Consider the following 22,798-nt stretch of genomic DNA (forward strand, 5'->3'; position numbering starts at 1 on the left):
CCTAGTTGTACAACTTAACTGTACAACTAGGTGTGAGATAGGCGGCTAGGATGGCCCCATGAACGAAGACGCGCTGGCCGAGGAGCTGCGACGGTCGCTCGGCGAGCTGGTCCGGGCGGTGCGGACCGTGGACACCATGCCGCCCGGTGAGGCGGCGGTCCTCGGATTCCTCGACCGCAGTGGCCCCTTGACCACGGCGGACCTTGCCCGGCTGCGTGGCGTCACGCACCAGTCGGCCGCCAAGTCGGTCAAGGACCTCTCCGCCGACGGTCTGGTCCGCGGTGAGCCGCACCCCGAGGACGGCCGGAAGCTCCTGCTGCACCTCACCGACGCCGGCCGTTCCCGCCTCCAGCGGGAACGCACCCTGCGCGCGGGCGCCCTCGGCGCCGCCATTCGCGAGACCTTCGACCCCGACGAAAAGCGGCGGCTCGGCGAGTCCGTCGCCCTGCTGTCCCGCCTGACGGCCCGTCTTACCGGCCGCTGACCGCTCGACGGGCGATCAGCCCTGCCGGGCGACTCCACGCGGTGAGTCGCCTGCCCGCCACCGGACGAGGACCGCTCCCCCGCCCCCGAGGATCCCCCCCCCGGCTCCCCAGGAGCGCGCCCCTGACCGCCGAACACCCCTCCAGCCGCTGTCGGTACGTCGGTACGTCTAGAAGACGGCGGCTGCCGCCGTGCGGCGCAGATCCTCCACCACGTCGAGCTGGGCGCGTGCGCGGTCGAGCAACGCGTGCAGCTGTGCCGCGTCCAGAGCGGTCCGTTCCGGTGCCAGCGCGATGAGGGTGAGCCAGAGCAGGGACTTTCCTTCGATCCCCAGACGCAGAGTCTCCAGTTCCAGGACCGTGTCGAGGCCTGCGTGCCGACGCAGGACGCCGTTGGGTTTCAGTCGTCGGACCCTCTCCGCGGCCCAGCCCGCGAGTACTTTGTAGCGGTGGGCGGGCACGCCGAGCCCGCCCATGATCCTCAAGAGGCTCCGCCGGTCCTGGGCGATCTCGTCGGCGACGCGTTCCAGGACCGCGGCACGGACACCACGCCGGTGCCGGTGGGCCAGGCGCCGTGAGAGGTCGGCACCGAGCGTGGCTCCGGCCAGATGGTCGTTCAAATAGATACCGAGTACGTCGTGTTGCACCGTCAGCCCTTCGCAGCTCTCCCGCCGAGTCCCCGCCTTCCGCGATCGTCCGCCGGATCCGTCGCCACCGCGGCGCGGCGTGCCCGCAGAGTCACCTGTACCGCTTACCAGCCCTGTTCGCGGGGGGGGTGCCGGCAGCTGCCCGTCGCGGTCGGTTTCGCCGCACGCGCAATGGGCTCCGCCCGGCTCATGCGCGTCCTAGCCTGCCGACATGCAGATACCGATCATGTCCGTACAGGCCCAGCCGCGGGACGCCGCCTCCTGGACCGCTCTGGCCCGGCGCCTGGAGACAGCGGGGTACGACGCGCTGCTCGTGGCCGACCACCCGGGCACCGCCGCCTCCCCGTTCGTCGCACTGGCCGCCGCGGCGGCGGTCACCGAACGCCTCGGCGTGGGTTCCTATGTCTCCCACGCGGGCGTCCGTGAGCCGCTGCTGCTCGCGTCGGACGTCGCCACCCTGGATCTGGTCTCCGGCGGACGGGCGCGGCTGGCCCTGGGCGCCGGCCACACCCCGGCCGAGTGGGAGATGCTGGGCGGAACACGGCCCGACGTGGCGGGGCGCGTACGGCGTTTCCGGGCCGTGGCCGAGGCATGCCGCGCGCTCCTCGCGGGTGAGACGGTCACCCTCGACGGTCCCGAGGCACGAGCCCGCGAAGCCCGGCTCACCGGCCCGCGCCCGGTCCAGCACCGGGTGCCGTTCACCTTCGGCGGCGGTAACACCGCCCTGCTGCGCTGGGCCGGGGCGCACGCGGACGTGGTGGGGCTGAGCGGGCTCGGGCGCACCCTGTCCGACGGCCATACCCACGAGGCGCGCTGGAACGGCGAGGACATCGACCAGCAGGTCTCCCTCATCGAACAGGGCGCCGCCGCCCGAGCCGCAGCCCCGGCCCGCGAGGCGTTGATCCAGGTGGCGGAGATCACCGACGACGCCGAGGCCGCGGCGCACCGGATCGCCGCTCGCTTCCAGTGCGCCGCGGCCGATGTCCTCGCCTCGCCCTACGTCTGGGTCGGCACGGTGAAGGAGATCGCCGCCGCGATGGCCGAGCACCGGCGCCGCTGGGGAATCACCCGCTACGTCGTCCGCGAGGCGCACCTGGACGCGGCGGACCGGGTTCGCGCTCACCTCGCCGGCGCCACCCGCTGAACTGGTTCAGCGCCGGCCGTCGGGGTGCAGGATCACCTTGGTCCAGCCGTCGTCCCGGTTGTCGAAGTGCTCGTACGCCGACGCCGCCTCGTCCAGGGGGAGTTCGTGGGAGACGATGAAGCCGGGCTCGGCCCGGCCGCCGGCGATCAGGTCGCGCAGGGCGCGGTTGTACCGCTTCACGGGTGCCTGGCCGGTGCCCATGCGCTGGCCCTTGAACCACATCAGGCCGTAGTCGAAGGGAATCTTGCCCTTGGCCTCCAGCTTGCCCTGCGCCTTGGCGCCGCCCGGGTCCTCGGGCAGGAACACCCCGACCACGCCCAGCGACCCGGTGAAGCGGACGCTGTCGATGAGGCCGTTCAGCGTGAGGGCGGCGTCTTCGTGACCTCCGGGATCATGGGCCTGGTAGCCGACGCACTCGCAGCCGTTGTCGGCACCGAGCCCGAGGGTCGCCTCCTTGACGACCTCGGCCGGATCATCCCGGGTCGTGTCGATCGCGATGGCGCCGATCTCTTCGGCCTTGCGAAGGCGGTCCTGCTGGTGGTCGGCCACCCACACCCTTCCGGCTCCCCTGAGGATCGCCGAGTACGCGGCCATGAGACCGACGGGCCCGGCGCCGTAGACGATGGTCTGGTCTCCCGGACCGACAGCGGCCATCTCGGTGGCGTGGTAGCCCGTCGGGAAGACGTCGGCGAGCATCACGTAGTCCTTCTGCCGCTCCACCGCGTCCTCGCCCAGGCGCAGGGCGTTGAAGTCGCCGTAGGGAACACGCAGGTACTCGGCCTGACCGCCCTGGTACGGCCCCATCTCGGCGAAGCCGTAGGCGGCTCCGGCCAGCGCGGGTTCCGGCTGCATGGTCAGGCAGTAGCTGGTCAGGCCCTTCTCGCACTGCTTGCAGAATCCGCAGGCGATGTTGAACGGCAGTACGACGTAGTCGCCGACCTTCACCTTGCTGACCGCGGAGCCGATCTCCACCACCTCGCCGAGGTTCTCGTGCCCGAGGCTCCGGCCCGTTTCGAACGACGTGCGTCCCTCGTACATGTGCAGGTCCGAACCGCAGATGTTGGTGGTCGTGATCTTGACAAGGATGTCGCAGGGGTGCTCGATCTTCGCGTCCGGCACGTCCTTGACGGTCACCGTACGCGGTCCTTCGTATACCGCGGCCTTCATGATCACTCCCTTCCTTCCCCGGCGGTCCTACCCACCGGACGACGGACAAGCGGGCACTGCCGCCCCTGTCGGGTCCCCACCCGCGTTTCGGACGAAACGGGCCACGAAGACCACGACCCACCCATGAGGCCCGTGACGTGCGGGAGGCGCCGTCCCGGAACAGCCCCCTGCCGCTTCTTCACCGGTTCGACCGGCCTCTGGATCAGCGGGGCCGTCCGCCCTGCCGGAAGGTCCGGAAGGTATGGCCTTCGAGGTCGGGGGAACACCGGACGGGTATGGGGTCGAATCACGACGAAGCACCTGTCCTTGACGCACTCGCCCGGTACCGCGATGCCGACGAGCTGGGCTTCACACCGCCGGGTCACAAGCAGGCGCGGGGCGCGGACCCGCGTGCGCGTGCCGTGCTGGGGGACGCCGTCTTCTACGGTGACGTGCTGGCCAACGGGGGTCTGGACGACCGGCTGGCCCGCAGCCGGGTGCTGGAACGCGCGGAGCAGCTGATGGCCGACGCGGTGCATGCCGAGCACACGTTCTTCTCGACCTGCGGCAGTTCCTTGTCGGTGAAGGCGGCCATGCTGACGGTGACCTGTCCGGGCAGCCGACTCCTCGTCGGCCGCGACGCGCACAAGTCCGTCGTCGCCGGGCTGATCCTGTCGGGCGTCGAACCGGTATGGGTGGAACCCCGATGGGATGCCGCCCGGCACCTCGCCCACCCGCCCTCCCCCGCCGCCTTCGAAGAGGCTTTCGCCCGGTACCCCGACGCCGACGGAGCCCTCGTCACCAGCCCGACCCCCTACGGAACGGCGGCAGCCCTCCGGGACATCGCCGACGTCTGTCACCGCCGCGGCAAACCACTCATCGTGGACGAGGCATGGGGAGCGCACCTCCCCTTCCACGACGCGCTCCCGGCCTGGGCGATGGACGCGGGCGCCGACGTCTGCGTGACCAGCATCCACAAGATGGGCAGCGGCCTGGAACAAGGGTCCGTCTTCCATCTCCAGGGCGACCTCATCGATCCCGCCGAACTGGCCTCACGTGCGGACCTGCTCGGCACGACCAGCCCCAACGTCCTGCTGTACGCGGGCATCGACGCCTGGCGCCGGCAGATGGTCCAGCACGGCCGCGAACTCATCGGCCACGCGCTGCACCTGGCCGACCGCGTCCGCACGGACATCGAGTCGATCGACGGCATCCACGTCAACGACGCCGCCGACTTCTGCGGTCCCGGCCTCGCCGCCGACTTCGCCCCTCTGCCGGTCGTGATGGACATCCACGACCTGGGCACGAGCGGATACCGGGCGGCCGACTGGCTCCGGAGACACCATCACATCGACACCCACCTCTTCGATCACCGCCGTATCAGCGCACAGCTCACCCACGCCGACAACACCGAGACCGCCCAGCGCCTGCTCACCGCCCTGCGCGAACTGGCGGCCCACGCCGGGGATCTGCGAGATGCCCCTCGTGTCACCGTCCCCTCCCCCGCCGACCTGCGGATGGAGCAGGCCCAACTGCCGCGCGACGCCTACTTCACCGGGCACGAGCAGGTGCCCACGGACGAAGCAGTCGGCAGGATCGCCGCGGAGATGATCACCCCGTACCCGCCCGGCATCCCTGTCGTCCTGCCCGGCGAACGCCTCACCCAGCCCGTCCTCGACTACCTGACCACCGGAGTCGCGGCCGGCATGTTCCTCCCCGACGCCGCCGACCAGCGTCTGAAGACGGTGCGCGTCGTACGGCGGCGGTGACCTGGACCGGCGGATGCCATGCCGGCCCATGACACCCATCCCGTTTCCCGACCTCGTCTGCTCGACGTGGGATCCCCGATTCCCGGGCAGCTACCGCGGCGTCACCGTGGCCACCACCGACACCCCCGCAGGCGACCCGGACTCCGGCGGGGGCCGGTACGGCCACGGTTCGGGGCATCAGTCAGCGGAGAGCGGCTGCACGAGGACGCGGCACAAGTGCGCCCGGACCGCCCGTCGGCCGAGGCCAGGCCGCGTCGCGTCGCCTCGCCTCGCCTCGCCTCGCGCGGCAGCAATAACCGGAGGCGGCCAGGGAGCCCTTCGGATAGCATCCGCAGTCGCCGAACTCCACTCCCCCCCCACCGCTGAGGAACCGCCCCATGCCGCGCCGCCCGACCCCTCTGATCGCGGAGTTCCCCGTGTCCGACAGGGAGGCCGGTCCCTATGGCATCACCTGCGGCCCCGACGACGCGCTGTGGTTCACCCTGGTCCATCACGGACGGATCGGCCGCCTCACCCCGGACGGCGACGTCACCGTCCACCAGCTCGAACTCGCTTCCGGCGGGCCGTCGGTCATCACGACGGGGCCCGACGGCGCTCTGTGGTTCACCGAGTTCCGGGGCCACCGGATCGGTCGCATCACCACGACCGGGACCATCACCTCGTTCCCGCTGCCGACGCCGGACGCCGGGCCGTTCGGCATCACCGTCGGCCCGGACGAAGCACTGTGGTTCACCGAGGCGGGCGCCGACCGGATCGGCCGCATCACGCCCGGCGGTGACATCACCGAGTTCCCTCTCCCCCTCTCGGGAGCCTTCCCCTCGGCCATCGCCAACGGCCCCGACGGCCGTCTGTGGTTCACCATGAACCAGGCGAACGCGATCGGCGCCATCGGGGTCGACGGTGTGGTCACCGTCAACCCGCTGCCCACGCCTGCCTGCGCCCCGGTCGGCATCACCGCGGGTGCCGACGGCGCCCTGTGGTTCGTCGAGATCGGCGCCGGTCAGATCGGACGGATCACGCCGGACGGGAAGATCGACGAATTCGCCCTGCCCGACCGCGACTCACGCCCGCACGCCATCACAGCCGACGCCGACGGAAACTGCTGGTTCACCGAATGGGGCGCCAACCGCATCGGCCGGATCACCCCCGACGGCCGGATCGACGAACACGACCTCCCCAGCCCGTCCTCCGAGCCACACGGCATCACCGTGGCACCGGACGGTACGGTCTGGACCGCCCTGGAGATCGGAACGGTCGCACGGCTCACGCCCCGCTGAGACCCGGCCCCGGGGGCGGGAGCGCCGGTGGGCGCGGCCAGGGCGGATCACCCCGTACGAGCGCCTCGGCGACCGGCGTGCCGCCGCGCCGCGCGTACGCCATCCGTTCGCGCACCTCGCGCGGAGTCCGCGGCCGGTAACCGGGCCCGCAACAGCGGTGCCCGTAAAGCCTTTTCCTCGGCGTCGTCCATCGGCCCGGGGGTTCCTCATGTATCCCCGCCGGAGGAAATTGCCACGTGCCGTACGGAGCAGGAGGCACCGGACGCCCGGGACCGGGAGAGGTTCATCGGCGCGTCGTCGAGAGCTACGCATCGCCGCCGCACTCATCCGCCACCGGCGTCTAGAGCCGACGGGGAATCGAACTCGCGTCGGTGATCAGGCGGTGTACGACGCCCGGTGCCCGTCCGGCTCGGCCCGGCCCGGCTCGGCTCGGCTCGGCTCATCGAGCGGGTTCCGCGTCGCGTCCGGTCTTCTCGGGCGTCGTCGGTTCCGGTACGGCGTCCGGGGCGGCGAGGCCGGCACCCTCGGCGCGGGAGCCGTCGTCGAATCCGCGGAGGGCCGGGGTCAGGTGGATGGCCACCGCCAGCAGGGCGAACACGGCGGCGAGGGCGAGCACGGGCACGGTCGGGGAGAAGTGGTCGGCCAGCGCGCCGCAGACCAGTGGGGCGAGCCATTTCAGGGACTGGGCGGCCATCGACGTCGTCGTCATCACCCGACCGGCGATCCGGTCGGGGACGGTCGCCGCCATGCGTGCCTGGAAGGTGACGTTCAGCGGAGTCATGAAGAACACCAGGCTGCCGAAGCACAGCGCGGCCGGCCAGGGCCGGGCAGCGAGCGCGGCGATGCCGAGCGTGCCGGCGACCATGAGCCAGGACATCGTGACGACGATCTGGAAGCCCGACACCCGCCGCACGATCCTGCCCGCGGCCAGCGCGCCCAGCAGACCGCACGCCATGACGATCGATTCCGAGGTTCCGATGACCGACGCCGACGCGCCGTGGTGCCGTAGCGCCACCACGAACATGAACGCCAGGCCGGCCAGCGTGCAGTTCGACAGCGCCGCCCAGAGCAGCAGGAATCGGAGGAAGGAGTCCCGCCGCAGGAACTGGAGCCCCTCCGCCACGTCCTGCCGTACGGAAGTCGGCTCGGCCGTCTTCTCCTCCGCTCGGTCAGGTCCCAGCGGGCCCCGGATGAACAGCGCGGCCAGGGTGACGAAGAGGTAGGACACCGCGTCGAATGCGAACGGGATCCACCGCGCCAGGCCGAACAGCAGTCCGCCGAGCGGCGAACCCGCCAGCTGCGTCCCCATGTCACGCGCCTGTTCCCGGGCGAAGGCCACCTTGAGTTGCGCGGGCGCAACGATGCGGCGCAGGGCCGGAGTCGTCGCCGCCTGGTGCATCGCCGACATGACGCCCTGCACCAGTGCGGTGACGGCCATCTGCGGCACCCACACATGCCCGCCTGCCACGGCGAGCCCCACGGCCGCCATGAGGACCAGCTGCACCACCGAGGAGACGATCAGCAGCGCACGCCGGGAGACGCGGTCGGCCGCCACCCCGGCCGGTATGGAGGCGCCGAGGTAGCCGATGTTCGCGCAGGCCGCGACGATTCCCGCGGCGGACGCGGAGTCGGCGACGCCCAGGATCAGCAGTGGATAGGCGAGTTGGCTTACTCCGCTGCCCAGTTGAGAGACGGCCGAGCCGCCCCACCACAGGTTGTAGTCCCGGTTCCGCCACAGTGGCGGCGCCTCGGTCTCGGATCTCGGCACGCCGTCTCCCCCCGATGCCATGAACTCCTGGGAATTTCCGAGGAGTTGACGATCGTCTGTGACCCTAATCCCTCCCCGCCTCAACCCGGAAAGCGGCCCGCCGCACCGGTCGGTCGTATCCGGGGGGCATCCGCAGGAGTCACATGAAACGCCAGGCGCGGGGTGTCCGGCCACAGCGGCTTGTCGAGGAGAGGAACGAACGGGCCCATGGATCACCGGCCTCAAGGACCCGCTACGCCCCGGAACCCGCCACCCGCCGCGTTACCGCGCCCCCCTCGTTGGCTGTCCGCCGTTACTCAGGCGCCTGCCGGCGTTACCCTGTGCCAGCGGCCAATGAGGGGGCAACGATGGAGCGACCGTTGGTGAGCCTGCTGATCAGCTCGCGCAATCGCCCACGGCTCCTGTACGACGCGGTTCGGTCGGTGCTTGACGGCTCGACGCTGCCGGACGAGATCGTCGTCGTCGATCAAAGCGACGCGCCGAACGAGGCCCTGGCAAGCTTGCGGACGCCGGACACCGTCGTGTTCCGCTACATCACGTCGGACACCAGAGGAATCAGCAGGAGCCGCAACCTGGCTTTCGGATACGCCTCCCATCCGGTCATCGTCGTCATCGACGACGACTGCCTCGTGGCGAAGGACTGGCTGGAGGTGATCGTGCGAGCACTGCTCCAGGCCGGACCCAGAGCGGTGGTGACGGGCCGGGTCCTCGCCGGAGCGGCCGAGGAGCAGGGTGCTTTCGCGCCCTCGCTGCACACCGATGACCAAGCGGCCGAGTTCACCGGCCGGATCACCACCGATCCGCTGGCAACCTTCAACTTCGCGTTGTACGCGGAGACTTTCACCGAGATCGGGCCCTTCGACTCCCGGATCGGCCCCGGCACCCGGTTCCCGTCCTCGGAGGACAACGACTACGGCTATCGCCTGCTGCTGGCGGGGTACTCCATCGTGTTTGAGCCGGCGGCGCTCGTCCACCACCGTGCCTGGCGGACCGAGCGGAACTACCTGGCTGTCCGCTTCGCCTACGGCCGGGGCCAAGGCGGCTATTACGGCAAGTACCTCGCCCGCGGGGACTGGTTCATGGTGTGGAAACTCGTCCACGCGCTCAGGCGCCGGGCCAGGCGCATGCGTCAGGGTGGTCGCCTCGGCGTTCTCGGCGAACTCGCCTGGATCGTCGGCTGGAGCGCCGGCACGGCGGACTGGCTGCTGCGGCCCTCTCGTCTGGATGAACGCCACGCGCGCTCAGCGGACGGATCGCGGGGGTGGTAGGCGATCTGGACGCCTTGCGCGGACGCACCGTCCTTGTCACCGGGCACTCCGGCTTCATCGGATCGTGGCTCTGCTCCCTGTTGGTCGCGTTCGGGGCCGATGTGGTCGGCTACTCCCTGTCCGAGGACCCCGTCGGCGCCGCGCGCGCCCAGTGGCTCACGCTTCTGGGAGTGACCGATGTCCGGGGTGATGTCCGCGACCTCGACTCGGTCCTCGCGGCGGCCCGCGCCTTCGAGCCCGACGTCGTGGTCCACCTGGCTGCTCAGCCCCTTCTCGGCCGCGGGTTCACGGAACCGCACCTGACGTTCGACGTGAACCTCAACGGATCGCTGTCCGTCCTCGAGACCGTCCGCCTGGGCGCCGTTCGGGCCTTGGTGCATGTCACCTCCGACAAGTGCTATGCGCCCGTCGGCGCGGGCGCGCCGCCCCTCACCGAGGTGTCACGGCTCGGCGGAGCGGGGCCGTATCCGGCGTCGAAGTGGATGGCTGAGGCGCTGTTCAACGAGTTTCGCGCGCTGGTCCCGGCAGATTCGTCGATCGTGTCGGTGCGGCTGGGGAACGTCATCGGCGGCGGCGACGAAGCGGACCGGCTGGTGCCGAACGCGCTGCGGGCGTTTCGTTCGGGCACGGCGTTCCGCCTACGCGATCCGGCGGCTGAACGGCCTTTCCAGCATGTGCTCGACGTTGTGTGGGGGCTGGCCAGGCTTGCGTCCTGTCTGCTCCTCCGCCGGATCGACAGTGGCCGCGCGCTGAACTTCGCTCCCCCGGGCATGGCGAGCTCGGCGGGTGAACTCGTTGCCGAGCTGGCCCGCGAGTGGGGTCCCGGCGCTCTCGTGAGTGACGGCCGAGATGAGGTCGACTTCCCCGAGGAGCCGGTTCTGCGGCTTGACGGAGGGCGTGCCGCGAGATTGCTGCGCTGGGAGCACCGTCTCGACCTCACCAGTGCTGCCTCCTGGACCGTGGCCTGGGCGAGGATGACCGACAGCGGGGTGCCGCCGTCCGACGCCACCGCCCGTCAGGTCGTCGACTTCCTCGCGGCGAGCACAAGGGCGGAGTCGAGGGACCATGACAAGGGCTCCGTCGGCGCCGGCGAGCGGTGAGGCATGGGGGGATGCCCGCACGGTGCGCGCCGCGGGCTGTTCTGCACAGTGCTCTTTGGAGGGTCTCGCACTGGTCTTCACCGGGCCGCACCGAGGATCAGCGGGAGGAGCCGGTCGGTCACCGACTGCCTGTCCGGTTCGGTCAGCAGCGCGTGGTTCAGCAGCATCGCCGCCCTGGCGGCGGTGAGGAGGGCCAGTTGCCGGGAGTCGCGCACGGGCCAGGGGCGGACGCTGCGGTAACCGGCCTCGTACGCCTCGGCCAGGGCGGTGTAGTCCGGTCGCTCACGGCCGTAGAACAGGGTGATCGCGACATCGAGCACCGGGGGCCCCACCATCACGTCCTCGAAGTCGAGCAGTCGCAGCTCGCCGGGGCCGGTGGAGAGCACGTTCCACATTTCGATGTTGCCGTGGAGGAACATGCGGTCGGGAGCACGGGTGAGTCGGCCCAGCTCGGCATCGGCCTCGGCGATCACGGATTCGACCGCTCTCGCGTGCCGGGCCGGGACGAACTCGGCGTAGCGGGGATCCGTGATCACGAGCCGCGTGCCCGCGTAGTACATGGTCCGGTCCCACACCAGCGGCTTGAGGCCCGGGGCGGGCTGCCAACTGGCCGCGAATTCATGGAGTTGCGCGGTCATCCGGCCAAGCTCGCAGTAGTTGAGCCGGGTCAGGTCGGCGGCGAGCGGTCGCCCGTCCGCCCAGAGGAACAGGCTGCACTCGACGGGCGTCCCGTCGCGGTGCGCGACGGTACGGGTGTTCCGGTCGAACTCCTCGGCGTAGGGCTCCAGAACCCGCACCCCGGTGCCTTGTCGCACGGCGCTCAGCCAAGCCAGCTCGGTCCTGCTGTCGACGCTCGGCCCCCTTCGCAGGCGGAGCGCGAGCGTGGGGCCCGTGGCCGACACCAGCCGGGCCGTCACATTCGAATGCCTGACCAGGTCTGCGACGGTGTAGCCGTCCAGCTCGAATGCGGCGATGGCCGAACGGGCAAGGGAGTTCGCGTGCGCCGCCTCGGAAGCGTCGAGCGCCCTGATACCGATGCGCTGAGGCGGAACGTAGATGTCGCGTGCCGCCATCTCGCGTCCTCTTCCGTAGCACCCGGGACCCGGAGGGTGTCCTCCGCGCCGCTTACGAGAAGCTCCGCCAACCCTACGCGGCGGCTGTGTGTTCGGTCATGCTGTTCGGTCAGTTCAAGGACTCCCGCCCGCGAATCTGATCAGTGGTTAACATGACTGTCTCCGGTCCTGCGGTGTCCGGGGCGACGGGGACGGGGGCCAGGGGGCAGCGCTTGTGAGTTTCGCGGCGAAATACATCGATGCGTGGCTGCGCGTGGCGGAGACCGTCGACGTCACGGCGGTGGAGCGGGCCGTGGAGGTGCTGGCCGCGGCCAGGGAGCGCGACGCGACGGTATGGACGGTGGGCAACGGCGGCTGTGGCGCTCTGGCCTCGCATCTGGCGATCGGACTGACGTTGAACACCCGGCGCTCGGGAGGCAGGCCGTTCCGGGCGGTGTCCCTGAGCGCGGACGCCGCCGCGCTCAGCGCAGCCGTCAACGACTTCGGCCCCCGTGACGCCCTCAGTGCGTTGCTGGAGTGCAACGGGCGTACCGGCGACGTCCTGTGCGCGTTCACGGTGTCCGGTGAGAGCGCCAACGTCAACCAGGCGATCGCCGTGGCCGGGGCAGCCGACATGCCGGTCGTTGCCCTCGTGGGGACGCCCGGGAGCACCGCCGCCCGGCTGGCGGACCACCCGGTCCTGCTCGGATCGGCTGAACCCGGCATCGCGGAAGACGTGGCCTCGGCCGTTATGCACGCCATGTACTGCTCCTTCATGTACGAGGGATCGCCGAGCCTGCCCGAGGGGTTCAGCAGTGCCCACTGAGCGGGGCGTCCTGGTCGTGACCGGCGGCAGCCGCGGCATCGGCGCGGAGACCGTCCGTCGCGCGGTGGCGAGCGGCTGGGACGTCTGCTTCAGCTACGTCGAGGCGGAGGACCGAGCCGACGCCCTGCTGGCCGACGTGCGCAGGTCCGGTGGGCGGGCGGTCGCCGTACGGGCGGACATCGCGCGGGAGCCCGACGTCCTGGCGCTCTTCCGCGCGGCGGACGTTCTCGGCCCCGTCCGCGGACTGGTCGCGAACGCGGCCGTTGTCGCCCCGCCGTCGCGGCTGCGGGACTTCACCGCGGAGCGGGTTCGGCGCGTCCTGGACGTGAACGTGCTCGGCACCATTCTGTGCTGCCGTGAGGCCGTACGCAGGATGTCCACGGCGGACGGTCACGCCGGGGGCTCCATCGTGCTGGTCTCCTCGGCGGCCAGCCGCATCGGTGCCGCCGGCGAGTACGTCGACTACGCGGCCAGCAAAGGCGCCGTGGACAGCCTCGTGACCGGCCTCTCCCGCGAGGTCGCGGCCGAGGGGATTCGAGTGAACGCGGTCCGGCCGGGCACGACATCGACGGAGATTCACGAGCGCAACGGGCAGTCGGCACGGGTCCGCGCCATGGAGCCACTGATCCCGCTCGGTCGCGCCGCGGCGCCCCATGAGGTCGCGGAGGCGGTGCTGTGGCTGCTCAGTGACGCCGCCTCGTACTGCGTCGGCTCGGTTCTGGACGTGGCCGGCGGCCGCTGAGCGCCTGCCCGGCAGTCACCCCGCCGGGCAGGACCGAGGGAGAAGCATCCCTTTGATCACAGCTCCTTCGGCCTGGAGTGCGAAGCCGGTCGCCCAGTCGTCCAGAGTTCCCTCCCAGCCGACCATCCGCTCGACCACCTCGCCGGCGCCGTCCGCCAGAAGCGTCAGCACCCGCTCCCACACGGCCCATGTGTGCGAAAAGCTCCCACGAAGGGTGAGTTGCTTGGCGACGAGCGGATCGAGCGAGTGCGCATAGGGTTGCGGCCCCCACCCCACCTTCGTGACCTGGCCCAAGGGCCGTGCCAGTTCCAGAGCGGTATGGAGCGCCTCGCTGGCCCCGGCGGCATCGATGACAGCGTCGGCTCCCGGCCGACCGGGGCGCTCCAGGGCAGCGCGCGCCTCCTCGACGGACGCGGCGAACCGTATCGGCCCCATCGCCCGCATCGTCGGGGCTCTCCAGGCGTCTCCAGGCAGCCCCACCACGACCACGGGGCCGGCCCCATTGCGGGTGGCGAGCCACGCGCTGAGCAGCCCGATGGTTCCGGCCCCGACGACGGCAACGGCATCACCGGGACGGATCTCCGTGCGGACACAGGTCGCCTGATAGGCCACGCACGCCGGCTCGGTCAGAGCCCCCTGCTTGAAGGAGACATTGTCCGGAAGCCGGTGCAGACACCGCTCGGGAACGACCACCCGTTCGGCCATGCCTCCGTCCGCACGTGCGCCGAAACCGCGACGGTGCGGATCGAGGTTGTAGGCACCGGTCCGAGCCCATTCGGACGCGGCGTCCACCTCGGCGGCCGTCTCGGAGACGACGCGGTCGCCCACCGCGAACGAAGTCACCCCCGGACCCGCCTCGACGACCACTCCGGAGAACTCGTGGCCGAGGGTGACCGGGTAGGCCATGTCCCAGGAGACGTCGCCCTGCTGGGTGTGGATCTCGCTCCCGCAGATGCCTACCGCCGCCACCTGCACGACGACGTGCCCGGGCCGGCAGGTCACCTCCTCGACATCCAGCAGAGCCACCCGGTCGGGCCCGGGCGCTGTCGCGACCACGGCCTTCACAGGTCGTCTCCGCTCATGTCGGTGCACTCGGCGGCGACGGCCAGTACGGCTTCGGCGGCGCGTGCAAGGTCCTCCGCGGAGTGCTCCGTCGAGACGTACCAGAGCCCCCGCGCCGGAACGAACACGCCCTTGTCGAGCAGACGGGCCGCGAACCTGCCGTAGGCCTGAGCGTCGGACAGGAGGCGGTCGCCGTGCCCGCGCACCGGTCGCTCCGCGACGAAGCCGAAGCCGGCGCCGACCGTGTGGTTGAACCGGACAGGCAGTCCATGCTCGGAGTTGGCCCGCTCGAACGCTCCGGCGATCACCTTCATCGCCGACTCCAGCCTCGGATAGACCTCTTCACGGTGCTCGCGCAGGTGACTGACCCCGGCGAGTCCGGCCGCGGCGGCGAGCGGGCTGCCGTTGAAGTTGCCCATGTGCGCGACGGTACCTGTAGCGACCACCGACATGACGTCTCGGGACCCGCACACGGCACTGATCGGGAACCCGGAGCCGAGGGCCTTGCCCAGGACCGTCAGGTCCGGTACGACTCCGAAGAGTTCCTGCGCCCCGCCCAGCGCCACTCGGAAACCGGTGATCACCTCATCGAAGATCAGCAGAGCGCCGGCCTCCCGGGTCAACCGCCTGACCTCTTCGAGGTATCCGGGCTCGGGCGCGAAACAGCCACCGTTGATGTTGAGGGGCTCCATGATGACGGCGGCCACGTCGTCGGCCAGCACGGCGGCGAGTGCCCTGGTGTCGTTCCACGGGCAGATCGTCACCTGCCGCGCGGCAAGGGGGTCCTGTCCGGCGGTGCCCGGGCCGTCCCCTGGCAGTCCCGGGACGGCGACGTGCATGGAGTCGAGCCATCCGTGGTAGTGACCGCGGAACTTGACGACCCGGCTCCGCCTCGTCGCCGCCCGGGCGACGCGCAACGCCGCCTGGACCGCCTCCGTGCCCGTGTTGCTGAAGATCACGAGCTCGGCCGAGGGCACGACCTCGCAGAGGAGTTCGGCCAACGGCGCCTCGTGCTGGTTTCCCGCGCCGAACCCGATACCGCGGTCCAGCTGGCCCCGAACCGCGTCCTTGACCACGTCCGGGGACTGGCCAAGGAGCATGGGGCCGAAGGAGAGCGCGAAGTCCACGTATTCGTTTCCGTCGACGTCCCAGATGCGGCTGCCCGCGCCCCGGCTGACGGTGATGGGCACAGGCGCCTGTGTCGCCTTCATGGCCGACGAAACGCCCCGGGCCAGTGAACGCCCGGCCCGGGCGTAGGAGGCGTGAGAAGCGACGTAACGGTCCACGGGCACTCCGTTTCCGCGACTGCCGGCGGTACCGGGCATGGCCCGCTCGGCTCACCAGGTGTCAAGAACGTGTTCGAGGAACCGTTCGAGGTGTCCGTCCAGCCGTGCGCTCACCTTGACCGGCCGCCCCAGGTCCTCCAGGAGGATCAGCTCGGCTTGATCACCCACCCTCTTCTTGTCCTGCGCCATGCCGCTCACGATCTGGGAGGCGGGGACCTCCCCGAGTTCGCTTCCGTCCACCAGGCCGCGGATGATCAGCCCGATACGTGCGCGGACCTCCGGGGCCAGGATGCCGAGCTTCTCGGCGTAGGCGTTCGCGCACTCCATGCCGTAGGCCACCGCGATCCCATGGGGAATGCGGCCCTTCGACGCGTATTCGATCCCGTGGCCGAAAGTGTGCCCGAAGTTGAGGTTCTTACGGAGTCCGGTGTCGAATTCATCGGTTTCGACGAAGTCCTTCTTGACCGTCATGGCCCGCATGGCCAGGGCGGACATGTCCGCTGTGCCGAGCCGCTCCCAACCGCCGGACAGTTCCGCCTCGAAGGCCGCCCATACCGTGTCGCCGCCCAGGGCGGCGTAGTGAAGCATCTCGCCGATGCCGGACCGGACCTCGCGCGGCGCCAGAGTGCCCAGGAACGCGTCGTCGACAATGACTTCGGCCGGCGGGTGGAAGGTGCCGAGCTGATTCTTGTAACCCCGGTGATTGATCGACGACTTGCCGCCGATGCAGCTGTCGCCCTGTGCCAGGAGAGTGGTCGGCACGAACACCCAGCGGGCGCCGCGGTGGACGATGGAGGCTGCGAACGCGGCGGCGTCCTGAACCGTTCCACCGCCGATCACGTACAGCGTGCCGCCGCGGTCGAAGCCGGAATCGAGAAGCCACGTCACGACCAGCAGGGCGCCTTCGAGCGACTTGAGGTCTTCCTCGGCCACGACCGGCAGCGTGGGGGCGGTACACGCGAGTGTTCCGACTTCTGGGTGTCCCGCCAGCACGGTGGCGTCGACGACGAGCCGGTCCGACGCGGACAGCCCCGTCGGAAGGGCACGCATCAGCGAGATCCGTCGAACGTCATACGCACCGCGATACGACCGGACGGTGAATGCCTGCCCCTGGTCCCGCAAAGGCCGACTCCTCCCCGGCGCGTGAGTAGACCGCAGCGTATAGCCGTGAATGCCGGCAGGAAAGGGTGCCTCGGGCGGCAGCCACCGGCAGCGGCCCGCTCGCCCTGATCCCGGTCGCGGGGGCGCGGCCACTGGTCCAGATGACGGAGGGTGTGGTCGATCTCCTTGATCGTGAAGCCGGTCTCGGCGGCGTACGCCTCGACGGCGCTCTTGCCGAGGTCGGCGCGCGGGGCCGAGGCTGCCACGCTGACCGGCGAGGGCGGCCGACTGATGCGGGCCTTGATCGGCGAGGCCACCCGGCACACCGCCCTGGCCGAGGCCCTCACGCAAGCCTTCCTCATACCGGTGCACCGACGGGCGGAGGCGGCGGTGCGGGCGTAGAGGACGGAACGCCCGGCTCGGTGGGCGCGCCAGTTGGGTGGTGAAGGCCAGGGTGTCCAGTTCGGTCAGCAGGCGGGTCCGTGAGCGGCCGAGTACGGCGGCGAGGGCGTCGGTGCCGGTCGTGGGGCGCGGCGTCCAGATCGCCGCGGTGCCGTGGGCCGGGTAGACGAGTTGCGGTGGTTCGGGGGGTGCGATCCGGGTCGGTACGCGGGGGCCGTTGAGGGCGTGGCCCGCGCCGTGCTCGGCGACCTGGTGGGCGCGGTGGAAGACGTCGGTGTCCAGCGTCGCCCGGATGCGTGCCCAGTAGGGGGCGATGGCCGGCTCCCAGTAGGTGTGGATCTCCTCGGTGAGACGGGCCAGGCGGGTATCCGGGTCATGGCGCAGCGATCGCAGACGGAGGTCGGGGCCGCGCCGGGAGGGGCGGGGTTGAGGAAGTAGGGGCAGAAACCGGCCGACGGGATCAGCCCGGCGAGCCATCCGCGCCGGGGAGACGAGGGTGCGGTCGGCGTGGTTCGACAGCAGCCGGAAGCTGGTCACCACCTGCCACATCGGTGAGACGACGAACCGTACCTGTGCCAGATCACCGGCCGAGAAGGCCAGTTCGGCCATGACGGACACCCCCGAGGATTCACACATGTTCGAATCAATGGCGGTCACGCCATCGGGTGTAGATCATTCCGGCATGACGTCACACATCACCTCCGACACGATCGGCGCGGCGGCCTCGGGCACCTGGACGCTCGGCGATCTCGTGGTCAACCGCCTCGGCTTCGGCACGATGCGGTTGCCGCAGCACGGCGAGGCGCTGGTGCCCGACGCGGTACCGCGCGACCGCGATCAGGCGATCCGGGTACTGCGGCGCGCGATCGAGCTCGGTGTGAACCACATCGACACCGCCGCGTTCTACTTCTCGCCGCTGCGGTCGGCCAACGAGCTCATCAACCAGGCGCTGTACCCGTACGGCGACGACCTCGTCATCGTCACCAAGGTCGGACCGGGCCGGGACCCCTCGGGAGAGTGGGTGCCCCATGCCAGGTCCCCGCGGCAACTGCGTGGGCAGGTCGAGGAGAACCTGCGCCAGCTCGGGCGCGACCACCTGGACGTGGTGAACCTGCGGATCGTGGGCACCGATTCGATAGCGGAGCGATTCGGCGCGCTGGCCGACCTGCGGGACGCGGGGCTCATCCGCCACCTGGGCCTGTCCAACATCCAGGCCCGTCATCTCGCCGAGGCCCAGGCCATCGCCCCCGTGGTCTGCGTCCAGAACACGCACGGCGTCGGGGCCTCGCCCGAACAGTCGCGGCTTGTGCGCACCTGCGGCGAACAGGGCATCGCCTTCGTGCCGTTCTACTCCATCGCGGGCTCCGGCCGGACGGCCGGAGCGACCGGCACCGACCACCACAACAGCGCCCTGCGCACCATCGCCCGCGCCCACGGGGCGAGCGCGGCCCAGATCCGGCTCGCGTGGACCCTCCACCAGGGCGCGCATGTCCTCGCGATCCCCGGCACCGGCGACATCGACCACCTCGCGCAGAACGTGGCGGCCGGTGGGATCCGCCTCTCGGAGAGCGAGGTCGCGGATCTGAACTCCCTTTCGGTACAGGGCTGATGCGGCGGCGGCAGGTCAATCGGCGGTCGGCCGCTGTGAGATGGCCGGGTTCAGCTGCGCCAAGTCCGCGCTGTACCGGACCTCCGGTACCACGACGCCGTTGACCGGCCAGTCCGTCGAGCCGCCGTCCGGCAGGAAGCCGGCATGTTCGTAGAACCGTCGGGCCCTGGCGTTGGCGGCGAGCACCCAGAGGATGAGGCGGCGGAAGGAGCGTTCCCGGGCGGCGGTGAGTGTCTGCCGCATCAGGGCCCTGCCGGTGCCGAGGCGGTCGGGCGCGGCGTAGAGGGCGAGGAGTTCGCCGTCCCGAGGTCGGCGGTCCGCTTCGCGGGAGGGACCCAGCGCCGCCCAGCCGACGACGGTGCCGTTCTCCTCGGCGACGAGGTTCAGCACGGTGCCCGCGGCGCGTTCGAACATGTCGCGTCGGCGGCGGGCGTCCTCCGTCACCGTCAGCGCGTCCAGGTAGTCCTGCGGCACCATGCCCGCGTAGGCGGCTTGCCAGCCCTTCACCCGCACCGTCGAGACGCCGTGGATGTCTTCTTCACACATGGGGCGCACCCGGATCATCCACTGATCGTATCGATCGGGCGGATGGGTGGGGCGGGTGCTCGATTCGGTGGTTCCTTCTTGGCCACGAATCTCTCGTACGTCAGGTGGGTCCGTGCCCATGATGGGACCATCGGGCATGGCCGGTGGTCCCGTCGTCGTCGGCTGGACGGTTCACGGGAGCCTGGACATCGAGCTTCTGGGGGCCGCCGTAAGGGAGTTGTCGCGTCGGATGCCCGTGCTCGCGGCTCGTGTCGTCGAGGGCCCCGATGGGCCGGTGCTGCGGCGTGATCGCGTCGACGCGTCCGTCGAGCTGGAGTTCGTACCCGACGGCTGGGCGCCGGGGGATGCGGCCTTCCTGCGGCCGGGTGAGCGGGTGCTGCGTGTCCTGCTGCGCCGCGAGGGACCGGACCGGCACGGTCTGGCGCTGCTCGCCTGGCACGCGGTCAGCGACGGTGCCTGTCTGATGGCGCTGCATCGGCGGTTGTGGGAGATCTACCGGGGTCCGGCCGAGGGAGGAGCCGGTACGGTGGCTTCCGTCCCTGACGGGGAGTTGCCCCGGCCGGTGGAGGAGCTGCTTCGGGCTCGGTACGGCGCCTCGGACGTCGCCGCATACGCCGCCAGTTGGTCCGCGCGGCTGGACGCGGCGCAGCCGGCCGTTCTCGTGCCGCGCGCCGCCCGTGACGGCGGGCCCGGGCCGGGGCAGGGGGCGCACCGCCACCGGCTCGCGCTGTCCGCCGAGCAGACGCGTTCGCTGGTGCGGCAGGCACACCGCTGGGGGGCGACCGTCAACAGTGTCGTCTGCGCCCTGGCGATGAGGGCCGTGCGCGAGCTGCTGCCCCGCGAGGACGGACCGGTGCAACTGACCTGTCTGGTCCCGGTCGACGTACGGTCACGGCTGCGACCACCGCTGCCGTCCGACGAGTTCGCCTTCGCGGCGTCCACCACCTCCGCGACCGCCCTCGTCGGTCCCGACACCGAACTCGACGTCACCGCACCGGAGATCAGCCGACAGGTGCGCGCGTCCCTGGACGCCGGTCACGCCGAGCTGGAGTACCTGGCCACCTCGCGCATGCTCACCCGGCTGGCCACCGCGGCCATCACGCTGGCCGTCAGCAACGTCTCCCACCACTGCGCCGCGCCGACCCTGCCGGACGGTCTGACCGCCGAGCGCCCGTACGTCATCACCATCCCGCCGGGCCCCCTCCCGACCCTCTTCGTCACCCGCCACCGGGAGGCGATCTGCCTGGACCTGATCCAGCCGCGCGCCTGGTACACACACGAGCAGGCGGGCGAGCTGGCCGACGCGTTGCGGCGCGCCCTCTCCGTCGTCACCGGAGCACCCGGCGAGGAGGACCTCGACCGGCCCGTGTCCCCGTCCCGGTGACGAGCGATCGGCGGACCCCTGTCAGGGGTGTATCAGCCGCGCATCAGGGGCCCCTGCGACTGTTGTTCCTGTGAACGGCACTCGGGAACGACCGGGAGCCGGGAGCGAGGAGAGGTGCCCGGAGTGGCTTATCGGGGACCAGCGAGCATGCCTCGAGGTCGGACCCCCCAGGGGGTCCACGCAGGTTCAAATCCTGCCCTCTCCGCCACCCGCACCGCCCGGCTCAGCCGGTGAGCGGACCAGGTCGGCCCCGAGCGGTGACCGGTCTTCCGGCTGCCGGTCGAGGGCGGGCTCGTCGCGGTGGGAGTCGCGCCGGAGGCCGCCGCGCTGACGGCGGAGCATCTGCTGGAGCACGCGGCGGGGAGCGTCTGGCACGACCCCGCGTGGGGCTCGCCGCTCAGTGGCGGGTCAGGCCCTGCACCAGGGGCCCCCGGGGCGGCGGCGGTCCGATGCTGCCGAGGGTGACGGCGGCGGGCTGGCCAAGGCCGCGCTCCACCCGGTCGAGGGCGGCGTGCGGATCGCGCACCACCTCGCCGCACTCGCCAGCAGGCCTGGTCGTCCTGGAGCGGACGGTCAACAAGGGCCCGGTCGGCTGACGGGGTCGAGGGCGCGGCGGCCCGCCGGTCGACGGCCGCCCCCTCTCGCGTGGCGTCGGCCGTCCGTCCCCTCAGGTCCGCGGTGAAGTGTCCCGGTCGGCGTCCCGTGCCGCCTGCTCCAGGCGGCTGCGGTAGTCCTCCCACCACGCCGGGTCGTCCGACGCCATGTTGGCGTGGTTCTCGCGCAGCCCGGTGTCGCCGTCGATGAGTTCCCGGACGATGTCGGCGTGTCCGGCGTGCCGTTCCGTCTCGGCGATCACATGGATGACGGCACGGTGCAACGTCACCTCGTTCTTGCCGTCCGGCCACCACGGCACCTTGCCGGTCGCGTCGAGCGCCAGCGCCTCGATCGTCGCGTCCGCGTGCGCCCATGCGCGGTGGTAGAGCTCCACCACGAACGCGCGTGACTCGTCGGCGGTGGCCCACATGTCCGCGTTCAGCTCGGCGTCCTCGGCCAGCCAGGGCAGCGGTTCACCGGACGGTCGTCCGAAAACGTCGCCCAGGTAGCCGAGTTCCATGCTGGCGACGTGCTTCACCAGGCCGAGGAGATTGGTACCGGTCGGGGTGAGCGGGCGGCGCGCGTCGTACTCCGAGAGCCCTTCGAGCTTCCACAGCAGGGCGTCACGGGCGGACTGGAGGTATTCGCGGAGATCGGCCTTGGCATCGGGTGTCGTCATGGGGCCACTCTGCCGTTCGGGCCGTCGGCGGCGGCGCCATTCGGCCATCCGCCGCCCACCGGCCATCGCTGAACTCCCCGTCGCGGCGCGGCAAACGGGGCCCGGACGGTCACGGGACGGCGATTCCGGCGGCGCGGGCCAGTACGTCGGCGGTCCGCGATCCCGCCTCGACCGCGTGGTCGGCGGTGCTCGGCAGGCAGCGCTGACGCTCGGGCACGAACTCGGTCATGATGACACCGGCGTGATCGGTCGCGACCTCGTCGAGGGAGGTCGGCCAGCCGTGTTCGTCCAGGGCCGTGTGCAGTTCGCGGGAGCGCTCGACGTCCACCACCGGGTCCGTGGTGCCGTGCACCAGCCACACGGGCAGGGGCACCAGAGAGCCGCTGTCGCGGCGGAGGTCCTCCAGGGGGACGGTCCCGGTGCTCGGGGCCGCCGTGACGTACGCGCCCGCGATCCCCACGACGGCGCGCGGCCTCCAGTTGCCGAACCCCGCAGGGTTCAGCGCGACGCCGACCGCCGCTTTGGCGCCCCGGGACCAGCCGGCGAGCACGATCCGCTCCGGGTCGCCGCCGAGATCGGCGACGTTCCGCCGTACGAAGTCGGCCGACTCCTCAAGGTGGGCACGGCCGTCGTCCGGGGCGTCGGGACGCCAGTCCGGCACCAGCGCGATGACGCCCCGCTGCGCGGCGGCTCGGGCGACCGTGCCGAGGACGTCCCGTTCGTCGGGGCCCTGGCCGTGCCAGAGCAGCACCGCGGGCGCCGGCTCCGAGATGCCGGCAGGCCGGTATATGTCCAGGAGCTTGCCACTGGGCCCGTACCTGAGCCCCGCCCTGACGACAACCTCCGTGGCCATCGCACCCTCCGATCCATCGCCTCACGAACCGGACCACGCTACCAATGGGCGGTGCGACAGG

The 22,798-nt window shown here is 71.1% G+C and carries 21 protein-coding genes; 10 read left to right on the forward strand and 11 right to left on the reverse strand.

Annotation, left to right across the window (positions count from 1 at the left end):
* Positions 1 to 58 precede the first annotated feature (58 nt).
* Positions 59 to 484: a MarR family winged helix-turn-helix transcriptional regulator gene (locus tag ACLF5H_RS31925; protein WP_421679494.1), complete on the forward strand. Its 426-nt coding sequence runs from the start codon at positions 59 to 61 to the stop codon at positions 482 to 484.
* A gap of 168 nt (positions 485 to 652) precedes the next feature.
* Here the strand turns inward: ACLF5H_RS31925 and ACLF5H_RS31930 are convergent, their stop codons facing one another.
* Positions 653 to 1,129, reverse strand: a complete 477-nt coding sequence (locus ACLF5H_RS31930) for a hypothetical protein (protein WP_421679495.1) — start codon at positions 1,127 to 1,129, stop codon at positions 653 to 655.
* 211 nt (positions 1,130 to 1,340) lie between these two features.
* Here ACLF5H_RS31930 and ACLF5H_RS31935 point away from each other — a divergent pair, with 211 nt between their 5' ends.
* Positions 1,341 to 2,273 carry an LLM class flavin-dependent oxidoreductase gene (locus ACLF5H_RS31935; protein ID WP_421679496.1) on the forward strand — a complete coding sequence of 311 codons (933 nt, stop codon included), beginning with the start codon at positions 1,341 to 1,343 and terminating at the stop codon, positions 2,271 to 2,273.
* 6 nt (positions 2,274 to 2,279) lie between these two features.
* Here ACLF5H_RS31935 and ACLF5H_RS31940 read toward each other — a convergent pair whose 3' ends face one another.
* Positions 2,280 to 3,440 (reverse strand): glutathione-independent formaldehyde dehydrogenase, encoded by a 1,161-nt coding sequence (locus ACLF5H_RS31940; RefSeq protein WP_421679497.1) that lies wholly within the window; start codon positions 3,438 to 3,440, stop codon positions 2,280 to 2,282.
* 275 nt (positions 3,441 to 3,715) lie between these two features.
* On the opposite strand from ACLF5H_RS31940, the gene ACLF5H_RS31945 reads away from it, so the two are divergent.
* Positions 3,716 to 5,188, forward strand: coding sequence for an aminotransferase class I/II-fold pyridoxal phosphate-dependent enzyme (locus ACLF5H_RS31945; protein ID WP_421679498.1), 1,473 nt, complete (start codon positions 3,716 to 3,718; stop codon positions 5,186 to 5,188).
* Between the two features lie 377 nt (positions 5,189 to 5,565).
* Positions 5,566 to 6,465, forward strand: coding sequence for a virginiamycin B lyase family protein (locus tag ACLF5H_RS31950; protein WP_421679499.1), 900 nt, complete (start codon positions 5,566 to 5,568; stop codon positions 6,463 to 6,465).
* Positions 6,466 to 6,904: 439 nt separating this feature from the next.
* Here ACLF5H_RS31950 and ACLF5H_RS31955 read toward each other — a convergent pair whose 3' ends face one another.
* Positions 6,905 to 8,233 (reverse strand): MFS transporter, encoded by a 1,329-nt coding sequence (locus tag ACLF5H_RS31955; RefSeq protein ID WP_421679500.1) that lies wholly within the window; start codon positions 8,231 to 8,233, stop codon positions 6,905 to 6,907.
* A gap of 362 nt (positions 8,234 to 8,595) precedes the next feature.
* Here ACLF5H_RS31955 and ACLF5H_RS31960 point away from each other — a divergent pair, with 362 nt between their 5' ends.
* Positions 8,596 to 9,501: a glycosyltransferase family 2 protein gene (locus tag ACLF5H_RS31960; protein WP_421679501.1), complete on the forward strand. Its 906-nt coding sequence runs from the start codon at positions 8,596 to 8,598 to the stop codon at positions 9,499 to 9,501.
* Positions 9,495 to 10,601, forward strand: coding sequence for an NAD-dependent epimerase/dehydratase family protein (locus ACLF5H_RS31965; protein WP_421679502.1), 1,107 nt, complete (start codon positions 9,495 to 9,497; stop codon positions 10,599 to 10,601). Before ACLF5H_RS31960 ends, ACLF5H_RS31965 begins: the two co-directional genes overlap by 7 nt.
* A gap of 77 nt (positions 10,602 to 10,678) precedes the next feature.
* Here ACLF5H_RS31965 and ACLF5H_RS31970 read toward each other — a convergent pair whose 3' ends face one another.
* Positions 10,679 to 11,674: a phosphotransferase enzyme family protein gene (locus ACLF5H_RS31970; RefSeq protein ID WP_421679503.1), complete on the reverse strand. Its 996-nt coding sequence runs from the start codon at positions 11,672 to 11,674 to the stop codon at positions 10,679 to 10,681.
* 214 nt (positions 11,675 to 11,888) lie between these two features.
* Between ACLF5H_RS31970 and ACLF5H_RS31975 the strand changes: the two genes are divergently transcribed.
* Positions 11,889 to 12,479: an SIS domain-containing protein gene (locus tag ACLF5H_RS31975; RefSeq protein WP_421679504.1), complete on the forward strand. Its 591-nt coding sequence runs from the start codon at positions 11,889 to 11,891 to the stop codon at positions 12,477 to 12,479.
* A complete protein-coding gene (locus ACLF5H_RS31980) occupies positions 12,469 to 13,221 on the forward strand; it encodes an SDR family oxidoreductase (protein ID WP_421679505.1) in 753 nt (250 codons plus the stop codon). The genes ACLF5H_RS31975 and ACLF5H_RS31980 overlap by 11 nt, the downstream gene beginning before the upstream one ends.
* A gap of 15 nt (positions 13,222 to 13,236) precedes the next feature.
* Here the strand turns inward: ACLF5H_RS31980 and ACLF5H_RS31985 are convergent, their stop codons facing one another.
* The 3 genes from ACLF5H_RS31985 to ACLF5H_RS31995 are packed head-to-tail and all read right to left on the reverse strand — an operon-like array spanning position 13,237 to position 17,681.
* Entirely contained in the window at positions 13,237 to 14,286 is a 1,050-nt protein-coding gene (locus ACLF5H_RS31985) for an alcohol dehydrogenase catalytic domain-containing protein (protein ID WP_421679506.1), read from the reverse strand.
* On the reverse strand, positions 14,283 to 15,608 hold the full coding sequence (locus tag ACLF5H_RS31990) for an aspartate aminotransferase family protein (protein WP_421679507.1): 1,326 nt from the start codon (positions 15,606 to 15,608) through the stop codon (positions 14,283 to 14,285). Before ACLF5H_RS31990 ends, ACLF5H_RS31985 begins: the two co-directional genes overlap by 4 nt.
* Before the next feature lie 12 nt (positions 15,609 to 15,620).
* A complete protein-coding gene (locus ACLF5H_RS31995) occupies positions 15,621 to 17,681 on the reverse strand; it encodes a 3-dehydroquinate synthase family protein (protein ID WP_421679508.1) in 2,061 nt (686 codons plus the stop codon).
* A gap of 73 nt (positions 17,682 to 17,754) precedes the next feature.
* Here ACLF5H_RS31995 and ACLF5H_RS32000 point away from each other — a divergent pair, with 73 nt between their 5' ends.
* On the forward strand, positions 17,755 to 18,681 hold the full coding sequence (locus ACLF5H_RS32000) for an aldo/keto reductase (RefSeq protein WP_421679509.1): 927 nt from the start codon (positions 17,755 to 17,757) through the stop codon (positions 18,679 to 18,681).
* A gap of 15 nt (positions 18,682 to 18,696) precedes the next feature.
* Here the strand turns inward: ACLF5H_RS32000 and ACLF5H_RS32005 are convergent, their stop codons facing one another.
* Positions 18,697 to 19,227, reverse strand: coding sequence for a GNAT family N-acetyltransferase (locus tag ACLF5H_RS32005; RefSeq protein ID WP_421679510.1), 531 nt, complete (start codon positions 19,225 to 19,227; stop codon positions 18,697 to 18,699).
* Positions 19,228 to 19,345: 118 nt separating this feature from the next.
* Here ACLF5H_RS32005 and ACLF5H_RS32010 point away from each other — a divergent pair, with 118 nt between their 5' ends.
* A complete protein-coding gene (locus ACLF5H_RS32010; protein WP_421679511.1) occupies positions 19,346 to 20,611 on the forward strand; it encodes a phthiocerol/phthiodiolone dimycocerosyl transferase family protein in 1,266 nt (421 codons plus the stop codon).
* Positions 20,612 to 21,008: 397 nt separating this feature from the next.
* Here the strand turns inward: ACLF5H_RS32010 and ACLF5H_RS32015 are convergent, their stop codons facing one another.
* The 3 genes from ACLF5H_RS32015 to ACLF5H_RS32025 form a co-directional block, all read right to left on the reverse strand.
* Positions 21,009 to 21,137 carry a hypothetical protein gene (locus ACLF5H_RS32015; RefSeq protein WP_421679512.1) on the reverse strand — a complete coding sequence of 43 codons (129 nt, stop codon included), beginning with the start codon at positions 21,135 to 21,137 and terminating at the stop codon, positions 21,009 to 21,011.
* Between the two features lie 141 nt (positions 21,138 to 21,278).
* The gene (locus ACLF5H_RS32020) at positions 21,279 to 21,884 is read right to left on the reverse strand and encodes a DinB family protein (RefSeq protein ID WP_421679513.1); all 606 of its coding nucleotides are present in this window, start codon (positions 21,882 to 21,884) and stop codon (positions 21,279 to 21,281) included.
* Positions 21,885 to 21,993: 109 nt separating this feature from the next.
* Positions 21,994 to 22,737 carry an alpha/beta hydrolase gene (locus tag ACLF5H_RS32025; RefSeq protein WP_421679514.1) on the reverse strand — a complete coding sequence of 248 codons (744 nt, stop codon included), beginning with the start codon at positions 22,735 to 22,737 and terminating at the stop codon, positions 21,994 to 21,996.
* Positions 22,738 to 22,798 lie beyond the last annotated feature (61 nt).

Source organism: Streptomyces sp. LaBMicrA B280 (assembly GCF_049222185.1).
In the GTDB taxonomy this organism is placed as follows: Bacteria; Actinomycetota; Actinomycetes; order Streptomycetales; family Streptomycetaceae; genus Streptomyces; species Streptomyces murinus.